This window comes from Halalkalibacterium ligniniphilum, from assembly GCF_000334155.1.
GTDB classification, from domain to species: Bacteria; Bacillota; Bacilli; order Bacillales; family Bacillaceae_D; genus Halalkalibacterium; species Halalkalibacterium ligniniphilum.
Map to the genome: position 1 here is coordinate 1 of NZ_ANNK01000022.1, position 8,506 is coordinate 8,506.

Sequence of the window (8,506 nt, forward strand, 5' to 3'; positions counted from 1 at the left end):
GGTGAAATGATTTGCTTTACAGTGATTTTGCCGTATTTACATCAACAGAGACAGAAAGCAAGAAAGACAGGGGTCCTTGCTCTTGTCGTGAGCGGCTTCATTTTAAGCTTGACCCACGCTGTGGAGATCTCGGTTCTCGGTTCGGATCTATATAGCCGCTCAACCTTCCCATTGTTTGTTACCATTAGCAAGGTGAACATTGCTAATTTTTTGCAGCGGCTTGATGCAATTGTGATTCTTTCGCTGATTATCGCCAACTTTTTTAAAACAGCCATTTATTGTTATGCGGCAATGGTTCTAACAGCTGATTTATTCAAGCTTGAAAAACCACAAAGGATTGGGCTGCCCATTGGAATCATCGTGCTCTTAATGTCGCTGATGATCGCAAGTAATTTGACGGAGCATTTTGAAGAGGGACGATTTATTATTACTTACATTTTCCCAGTTTTTTCAGTCGCGATTCCGCTCTTCCTGCTTGTTGTGGACGTGATACGTAAACGCTTTGGGCATAAGCCCTCCAAAGCAAGTGTTGAAAAGTAACGGATTATTTTTTCCTTGCTCGTGCTTGCTGTTTTTTCGTCATGCTGGCATAAATCGGTGGAAAAACCAAGCTTATGAGCAATAAAAACAAAAGAATGTACTCCGGTGCTGACATAACCCAAGTTGGATTTCTCATATTCCGAAGAGACATGGTCAGCTTCATTCCCATCAGTAAATCAATCGTGATAATGAGTGCAATCGTAAGTAGCAATAAAACGAAAAAAAGGACCAAGGATTTCATGAGCTGTGCTCCTCCTCTATGTTTCCGATTTTGTATATATGTGGCAAACATTCAGGTTGCGAAAAAAGAATGAACAAGACTAGTATGCCCGGGAAGCCTGAAGAATCAAGGCGCTTTATAACGAAAATAATGGATAAAGAAGGGAAGCAGTATTACAAAAACCATAACAGCAAATCTCCCACAGCTTCATCTAATCAAAAAATTCGTGAGAGAAGAAAAGGTAAAAAGCATCCAAAGATAGAGGCATAAGGGAAAGGGGAGTCCCTTAATCGATTGTTATTGAAAAGAAAATTGACATTCTTATGCAGACATTATAATATAGGTATAGGGGTAAGGGTATTATTAAGGTATAGAGGGGAAGAATAAAAGTGTTAAAAAAAATGATTCCTGCATTAGAGTGGATCACAAATTATAAAAAATCTGATTTAAGTGGGGATATGACGGCGGGATTAATTGTTGCCATTATGCTGATCCCCCAAGGCATGGCGTATGCGATGTTAGCTGGACTACCCCCAGTCATTGGATTATATGCCTCAACCGTGCCTTTAATCATTTATGCATTATTTGGAACATCACGGCAGCTGGCGGTTGGACCAGTTGCGATGGTCTCCTTGTTAGTTTTAACTGGTGTATCAACGATTGCAGAACCAGGAACAGACGAGTATCTATCACTCGTGTTATTGCTTATGCTAATGATCGGTCTCATTCAGTTTTTAATGGGTGTGTTACGTCTCGGATTTTTGGTTAATTTTTTATCCCATGCCGTGATTAGTGGGTTTACATCAGCTGCTGCGATTATGATTGGCTTAAGTCAGCTTAAGCATTTACTAGGTGTGAATTTAGAGGCAGATAAAGATGTGTTTAAAATCGTGTTAGAGTCAATGAGCAGAGTAACAGAAATCCAGCCCATTGCCTTTAGCATTGGTGTTGTTAGTATTCTTTTGTTAATCGTATTGAAAAAATATGTGCCGAAAGTGCCTGGTCCTCTTGTTGTTGTTGGATTGAGCATCTTGACGGTTTACGTTTTACAGCTGCAACAGGCAGGTGTGAAAATTGTGGGAGACGTTCCAAAAGGTCTTCCGTCATTATCCTTACCTCTTTTTAGTATTGAATCCGTTGTTGCATTGCTGCCCATTGCTTTGACGATTTCTTTTATCGGTTTTATGGAATCGATTGCGATGGCAAAGGCGATTGCTGCCAAAGAAAAATACAAGGTGGCACCAAATAAGGAATTGGTAGGTCTAGGCCTTGCCAATATTGGGGGCTCGTTTTTCTCAGGCTATCCAGTTACGGGTGGCTTTTCGCGCTCTGCTGTGAACTACCAGGCTGGAGCACGAACGCCGCTCGCTTCGATGATTACGGCGGTCCTTATTCTTTTCACATTGCTATTTTTTACAGGATTGTTTTATTATCTACCTAATGCAGTACTTGCCGCCATTATTATGGTAGCGGTATACAGCCTAATCGATCTGAAAGAAGCCAGACATTTATTTAAAATTAGAAGCATTGACGGCTGGACATGGGTTATTACCTTTATTGCCACACTCACAATTGGGATTGAGCAAGGCATTTTAATTGGGGTCGCCTTTTCTTTATTGGTTTTCATTGGGAGAAGTGCATATCCTCATGTAGCTGAGCTAGGCTATGTAAAAGAGAAAAACGTATTCCGAAACATTCATCGTTACCCAGAGGCACAAATCGATCCAGAAGTCATGATTTTTCGAATCGACGCCTCCCTCTATTTTGCAAATATGAATTTTTTAGAGGATACACTATGTAAGCGAGTAGTGGAAAAACCTCACGTCAAATGGGTTCTCCTAGATTTCTCAGGTGTGAATTCCATTGATGCGGTGGCGATCCATTCGTTAGAAGAAATCATGGAATCATGTGGAAAAGGGGACATTCACTTTCTTTTTGCTGGTGTAAAAGGTCCAGTCATGGATGTACTGAAAAAAGCAGGCTGGGAGACGAAATATGGCAACAAGCTGGAGCATGCATCCATTGAGCAAGCGTTGACGGCGATTGGGAAGTAGAGGAGAGTGAGACAATGCAAGAAGTAGAGTTGCGAAAAAACAATGAAGAATTTATTCAAAAAGTAAAAGATGAGGACCCTGCTTTTTTTGATGAGTTAAAAAAAGGGCAGTCACCAGAATTCTTCGTTTTGTCTTGTAGTGATTCCCGTGTCAGTCCTTCTGTCATCACACAAATGCCTTTAGGAAAGATGTTTGTTCACCGTAACATTGCAAACCAAGTAGCACTTGAGGATGAAAGCTTCTCAGCTAGCTTGTACTATGCGTTAAAGCATCTCAAGGTGAAAAAAATCATCATTAAAGGACATACAGATTGCGGGGGCGTCAAGGCCGCTTGGTTTGACAACGACGAAGAAGCATTACAAGGCTGGCTAGCCCATGTTCGAATAAGCCTACCTGATAACAACGAAGGACAAAATATCACCATCGATGAATTAACGAAAGTGAATGTCATAAAACAAGTGCAGCATTTAAAGGAGCATCCGATTTATAAAGCCTTTGGAAGGAATGTTGAAGTCATTGGCTGCTTGTTTCATGTAGAATCTGGAGAATTGGAAAGACTTTGAGTTCTTGTGGAGAGATGTAGTCAATATTTTGTATCAAGAGACGTTTTTTACTTGCTAATCTGACAGTGTAAAATCCAGTGAATAAGAAATGAATGAAGACTTTCACTGGACTTGGCGAAATCTTGCTTGTTGAAGGAGCTTAGATTGATGAGACAAACGGAAGAATCGAAATATATTCAACAGCACTTAGCAAATGAAAGAACGTATTTAGCTTGGATTCGAACGGCGATAGCCATTATTGGCGTTGGGTTTTTAGCAACAACCTTACATTTTAATACGCCTATGAATGAATACTTGAATAATACCCTTGCGATGCTTTTGAGTGTATTTTCTCTATTGCTTGGAATTCTAACAATCCTTTTAGCAACCTTTGTTTATTTTCGAAATCGGAAAACAATTAATACGCAAACCTTTCATTCGTCATTTAAAATGATTGTGTTTATGGCAACGGTGATTTTTGGTATTTTGCTGCTCTTTGCTGTTTACTATTTTTATACGATATAAGAGGATGCTGATTCAGAGTTGGGAAAGGGTCAGAGCTTCAGTTCAAGCTGACGAAGCAAAGAAGTCCTTGCCCCACTCGTTTCCATCCATGAGGGAAGAGCGAACCGCGCTTGCAAATTTTCTTTAGGATCATCGTTGACAGGATGAAGAACGTCATATATAATACCCCTATAGGTAATTTTGAGTTCTTTTTTTAGATTAATAATAATACCTATAGGTGTATATGTATAATGAGGGGGAGTATAGGTGATGAACGCAAATAAAGTATTAGATGCAAAAGGATTAGCGTGTCCGATGCCAATTGTCAAAACAAAAAAAGCGATGGAAGAGTTAGCTTCAGGTGAAATTTTAGAAATTCACGCGACTGATAAAGGAGCTAAGAACGATCTTTCTGCTTGGGCGACATCAGGAGGACACGAGCTAGTCAACAATACCGAGGAAGATGGTGTATTGAAGTTTTGGATTAAAAAGGGTTAAAAAATTTTAATCACCATAATACCTATATAGGTATTTAAAAAATAAGGAGTGAAACAACATGGCAGAAAAAAAGAAAACGACGATTATTCTTTTTAGCGGGGATTATGATAAGGCGATGGCAGCGTTTATTATTGCGAACGGAGCTGCAGCCTATGACCACGACGTAACGATTTTCTCAACCTTTTGGGGGCTGAATGCTTTTAGAAAGGATCAAGCTGTTCCGGTGAATAAAGGGTTTTTAGAGAAAATGTTTGCAAAAATGATGCCGCGGGGCGCAGATAAAATGGGACTATCAAAAATGCACTTTGCTGGTATGGGACCAAAAATGATTAAGCATGTGATCAAAAAACACAATGCCATGCCATTACCGGATTTAATTGATCTGGCAAAAGAGCAGGGTGTGAAGCTTGTTGCCTGTACGATGACAATGGATCTTCTTGGTCTTCAAAAAGAGGAATTAATTGATGGTTTGGAATACGCAGGAGTTGCTGCATACCTTGGAGACGCACAAGAAGGAAATGTTAACTTGTTTATTTAACGGCTAAAAACATTCCGCTGGCTCACACGCTATAGCGGCAATGACCTCTATAAGTTTATCAAACAAATAATTGGATGTTCAGGAGGGTGTTTGGATGAGTATTAAAGCAGATGTAGTAGTAGACGCAAAAGGGCTTGCATGCCCAATGCCGATTGTGAGAACAAAAAAAGCGATGGCTGAACTGGAGCCGGGAAAGGTCATGGAGGTTCAAGCAACAGATAAAGGCTCTACCGCTGATATTAAAGCCTGGTCTGAAAGCGCAGGGCATCAGTATTTAGGGACGATTGAAGAGGGTGATGCATTGAAGCATTATTTGCGCAAATCTTCTGGCGAGGACCAAGAAGAGAAGAAGCATCCTCATGTCGTTAATAATGAGGCATTGCAGGCGAAATTAGACGCCAAAGAAAGCATAACCGTGTTAGATGTGCGAGAATCTGCAGAGTTTGCTTTTAATCACATTCCAGGGGCGAAATCGATTCCTTTAGGCGAGCTTGAAGAAAGACAGCAAGAATTGAATGCTGAGGATACGATTTATGTTGTTTGCCGTACAGGAAGTCGAAGCGATCTTGCTGCACAGAAGCTAACTAATGCAGGCTTTAAAAATGTCGTCAATGTTGTACCGGGCATGAGCGAGTGGACAGGTTCTACAGAAGGAACAAATCGTTAACAATGGAGGGAATAGCGATCATTGCAAGCAACTGTCGACGGGATTGAAGTTGGCAAAGCGGCAACCTTTCTAGAATTCGCAAAGGATGCAGAGGTAACCTTGACCTTTAAATAAAAATTTTTAACGAAAATTATACTATGGGGGGTATAAGAAATGCCAGTAAAAGAAATGAGCGCACAAGAAGTCACAAAAAAAGTTTTTAATAAGGAAGCGTTATTTATTCTAGATGTCCGTAATGAAAGTGATTTTGCTGATTGGAAAATTGAAGGGGAGAACTTCGAATATTTTAATATCCCTTACTTTGAGTTACTTGACGGTGTCGAAGGGATCATGGATAAAATCCCAACAGATAAAGAGGTTTTAGTCGTTTGTGCGAAGGAAGGCTCGTCCGTCATGATAGCAGAAATGCTTTCAGACGAAGGGCTTTCAGTTGCCTACCTTAAAGGTGGAATGAAGGCTTGGAGTGAGCATTTAGAGCCTGTGAAGGTAGGAGAATTAAACGATGGTGGCCAGATGTATCAGTTTGTAAGGATTGGAAAAGGATGCTTGTCCTACATGGTTGTATCCAATGGTGAAGCGGCGATCATTGATGCCACAAGAATGACAGATGTCTATCTTGATTTTGCCAAAGAGCTCGGTGCGAAGATTACTCATGTGTTTGATACACATCTTCATGCTGACCACATTTCTGGTGGAAGAACCATTGCTGAACAAACAGGGGCTACGTATTGGTTACCACCGAAGGATGCTACAGAAGCGGTGTTTGACTACGAGCCATTAGAAGGTGGCAAAGACGTGATGATTGGGAAGTCGACGATTAACATTCATGCTTTGTATTCACCAGGTCATACGATCGGCTCCACTTCCTTTGTCGTCGATGAAAAATATCTTCTTTCAGGTGACATCCTGTTCATTGATTCGATTGGACGACCTGATTTAGCGGGGAAAGCAGAGGATTGGGTAGCGGATTTAAGAGAATCCCTATACTCCCGTTACCGTGAATTATCAAATGAGCTCACCGTTCTACCTGCCCACTTTATGATTGTAGCAGAATTAAATGACGATGGTAGCGTGGCTGAAAAGCTTGGAACGTTGTTTGAGCAAAACCACGGCTTGAACATTGAAGATGAAGAAGAGTTCCGAAAAATGGTGACAGAGAACTTACCACCACAACCAAATTCGTATCAAGAAATTCGTGAAACAAATATGGGTAAAATCAGCCCAGATGAAGAAAAGCAGCGTGAAATGGAAATTGGACCAAATCGTTGTGCCGTTCGATAAGGTTAGATTTGTTCCATATGCCAAAAATGAACCTATATTTAAGGAGTGATAAGCATGTCAATGAAGGCAGATAAAGTATTAGACGCAAAAGGATTAGCGTGTCCGATGCCAATCGTGAAAACAAAGAAAGCGATCACGGAGTTAGAACCGGGACAAATTTTAGAAATTCATGCGACAGATAAAGGGGCAAAAAATGATCTAGCAGCATGGGCCCAAGCTGGCGGTCATGAGTTATTGACAGATACTGAAGAAGCTGGCGTGCTAAAGTTTTGGATTAAAAAAGGGTAACAGAAAAAGGGAACCGTTGAGAATGATGACGGGTCCCTTTTCTTTTATGTCCTTGAAAACCCCTGGCTATGCCGGGAGTTCCAGAGAGCATCAAGCGTGGTAATAAAAAATCGGAAATTTGATGTAAGCGATTGCATTTTAAGGTATAATTGCTTGGGTGCTTTTGGGCATTAAAGTGTTGAGGGAGAACCATTTTCTAAAAAAAAGAAAAGAGAGATGGGGGAAATAGGATGAAAAAGAGAAAGCGATTGATGTTCATTCCTGCCGTGGCTTGTCTTTTATGGCTAACAGCCTGTGGAGGTACTGAAGAGGCAACGACTGAAGAGACGAACGCTGGGAATCAAGAGGCTGAGGAAGCAGCGGCAGAAGAGGCGGAAGAAACAGGGACAGAAGCTGGAGAGGTGATTACCATTAAGGTTGGTCATATTGCTCCACCGGGAGAAGCATACTCCCTTGGGTTTAAGGAATATGCTGAGGCTGTTGAAGAAGCGACAGATGGACAAGTTCAATTTGATATTTATGGAAATGGAACGTTAGGTGGCGAACGAGAGCTACTAGAAGGCGTCCAATTAGGCACGTTAGATATGAGTGTCATTACAACAGGTGTGGTGACAAATTTTGTCCCTGATGTGACCGTCATTGAATTCCCGTTTTTATTTAGAGATTTAGACCATGTATATAAAACATTAGATGGTGAGATTGGTCAGGAGTTATTAGACAAGATGTCGGAGGTCAACCTGAAAGGCATTGCTTTTTGGGAAAATGGACAACGCCACTTTGCGAATAGCAAACAGCCGATCAAAACACCTGAAGATTTAAATGGACTAAGAATGCGAACAATTGAGAGTGAGTTAATGCTCGATACATATAGTGCATTAGGGACGAACGCGACTCCGATGGCGTTTCCAGAAGTATACGGAGGACTGCAGCAAGGCGTAATTGATGGCTCTGATTTCTCCTATGGTGTCATTTGGAGCACGAATGTCTATGAGCAAACGAAATATTTTTCTGAGGCAGGCCTTTATTATTCCTCTGCCACACTTTTGATCAATGAAGAGCTGTACGAAGCATTGCCTGAGGACATTCAGAAGGTGATCCTCGATCTTGGGAAAGAGTATGCTCAAATTCAACGAGGCATCTCTCAAGAATTAGAGGCAGAACAAAAGCAAGGCTTACTTGATAACGGTGTTGAGATTATCGAGGCGGATGAGCTCGATCTCGACGCATTCCGTGAGAAAGTTCAGCCAGTCTATGAAAAATATGAAGAGCAATATGGCGAATACATTGAGCGAATTCAAAATGTGCAATAGATAGAATGAACAGGGCTGTTCCGTAAGCTGTCAAAGACTTATGGACAGCCTTTTTGAAAAGGTA

The 8,506-nt window shown here is 41.1% G+C and carries 11 protein-coding genes and 1 pseudogene; 11 read left to right on the plus strand and 1 reads right to left on the minus strand.

From position 1 onward, the window contains the following. On the plus strand, nucleotides 1-540 hold a 540-nt coding region (locus tag BLT_RS0101745; protein ID WP_017726106.1), incomplete at its 5' end, for a GerAB/ArcD/ProY family transporter. 4 nt (nucleotides 541-544) lie between these two features. Here BLT_RS0101745 and BLT_RS0101750 read toward each other — a convergent pair. Next, complete coding sequence (locus BLT_RS0101750; protein WP_017726104.1) at nucleotides 545-781, minus strand: hypothetical protein; 237 nt, start codon at nucleotides 779-781, stop codon at nucleotides 545-547. Between the two features lie 368 nt (nucleotides 782-1,149). Here BLT_RS0101750 and BLT_RS0101760 point away from each other — a divergent pair, with 368 nt between their 5' ends. The 10 genes and pseudogenes from BLT_RS0101760 to BLT_RS0101805 all read left to right on the plus strand — a co-directional run bounded on the left by BLT_RS0101760 (nucleotide 1,150) and on the right by BLT_RS0101805 (nucleotide 8,442). Then, nucleotides 1,150-2,814, plus strand: coding sequence for a SulP family inorganic anion transporter (locus BLT_RS0101760; protein ID WP_017726107.1), 1,665 nt, complete (start codon nucleotides 1,150-1,152; stop codon nucleotides 2,812-2,814). Nucleotides 2,815-2,828: 14 nt separating this feature from the next. Next, nucleotides 2,829-3,377 carry a carbonic anhydrase gene (locus tag BLT_RS0101765; protein WP_017726108.1) on the plus strand — a complete coding sequence of 183 codons (549 nt, stop codon included), beginning with the start codon at nucleotides 2,829-2,831 and terminating at the stop codon, nucleotides 3,375-3,377. A 147-nt stretch (nucleotides 3,378-3,524) separates the two neighbouring features. Next, the gene (locus BLT_RS0101770) at nucleotides 3,525-3,881 is read left to right on the plus strand and encodes a YidH family protein (protein ID WP_017726109.1); all 357 of its coding nucleotides are present in this window, start codon (nucleotides 3,525-3,527) and stop codon (nucleotides 3,879-3,881) included. A gap of 249 nt (nucleotides 3,882-4,130) precedes the next feature. Then, nucleotides 4,131-4,358, plus strand: coding sequence for a sulfurtransferase TusA family protein (locus BLT_RS0101775; protein ID WP_026104931.1), 228 nt, complete (start codon nucleotides 4,131-4,133; stop codon nucleotides 4,356-4,358). 58 nt (nucleotides 4,359-4,416) lie between these two features. Beyond that, a complete protein-coding gene (locus BLT_RS0101780) occupies nucleotides 4,417-4,896 on the plus strand; it encodes a DsrE/DsrF/DrsH-like family protein (protein ID WP_017726111.1) in 480 nt (159 codons plus the stop codon). Between the two features lie 94 nt (nucleotides 4,897-4,990). Then, nucleotides 4,991-5,563 (plus strand): sulfurtransferase TusA family protein, encoded by a 573-nt coding sequence (locus tag BLT_RS0101785; RefSeq protein ID WP_017726112.1) that lies wholly within the window; start codon nucleotides 4,991-4,993, stop codon nucleotides 5,561-5,563. A 27-nt stretch (nucleotides 5,564-5,590) separates the two neighbouring features. After that, nucleotides 5,591-5,677, plus strand: a pseudogene (locus BLT_RS23545) (DsrE/DsrF/DrsH-like family protein); the annotation flags it as partial. 39 nt (nucleotides 5,678-5,716) lie between these two features. Beyond that, nucleotides 5,717-6,844, plus strand: coding sequence for an MBL fold metallo-hydrolase (locus tag BLT_RS0101795; RefSeq protein WP_017726114.1), 1,128 nt, complete (start codon nucleotides 5,717-5,719; stop codon nucleotides 6,842-6,844). Nucleotides 6,845-6,904: 60 nt separating this feature from the next. Then, a complete protein-coding gene (locus tag BLT_RS0101800; protein ID WP_026104932.1) occupies nucleotides 6,905-7,132 on the plus strand; it encodes a sulfurtransferase TusA family protein in 228 nt (75 codons plus the stop codon). Between the two features lie 230 nt (nucleotides 7,133-7,362). Continuing rightward, entirely contained in the window at nucleotides 7,363-8,442 is a 1,080-nt protein-coding gene (locus BLT_RS0101805) for a TRAP transporter substrate-binding protein (RefSeq protein ID WP_017726116.1), read from the plus strand. The last annotated feature ends 64 nt before the right edge of the window (nucleotides 8,443-8,506 follow it).

Bases quoted from the DNA above. Each gene is read 5' to 3' on its own strand.
- BLT_RS0101750 (WP_017726104.1), bottom strand. From the start codon at position 781: ATGAAATCCTTGGTCCTTTTTTTCGTTTTATTGCTACTTACGATTGCA.
- BLT_RS0101765 (WP_017726108.1), top strand. From the start codon at position 2,829: ATGCAAGAAGTAGAGTTGCGAAAAAACAATGAAGAATTTATTCAAAAA.
- BLT_RS0101770 (WP_017726109.1), top strand. From the start codon at position 3,525: ATGAGACAAACGGAAGAATCGAAATATATTCAACAGCACTTAGCAAAT.
- BLT_RS0101775 (WP_026104931.1), top strand. From the start codon at position 4,131: ATGAACGCAAATAAAGTATTAGATGCAAAAGGATTAGCGTGTCCGATG.
- BLT_RS0101780 (WP_017726111.1), top strand. From the start codon at position 4,417: ATGGCAGAAAAAAAGAAAACGACGATTATTCTTTTTAGCGGGGATTAT.
- BLT_RS0101785 (WP_017726112.1), top strand. From the start codon at position 4,991: ATGAGTATTAAAGCAGATGTAGTAGTAGACGCAAAAGGGCTTGCATGC.
- BLT_RS0101795 (WP_017726114.1), top strand. From the start codon at position 5,717: ATGCCAGTAAAAGAAATGAGCGCACAAGAAGTCACAAAAAAAGTTTTT.
- BLT_RS0101800 (WP_026104932.1), top strand. From the start codon at position 6,905: ATGAAGGCAGATAAAGTATTAGACGCAAAAGGATTAGCGTGTCCGATG.
- BLT_RS0101805 (WP_017726116.1), top strand. From the start codon at position 7,363: ATGAAAAAGAGAAAGCGATTGATGTTCATTCCTGCCGTGGCTTGTCTT.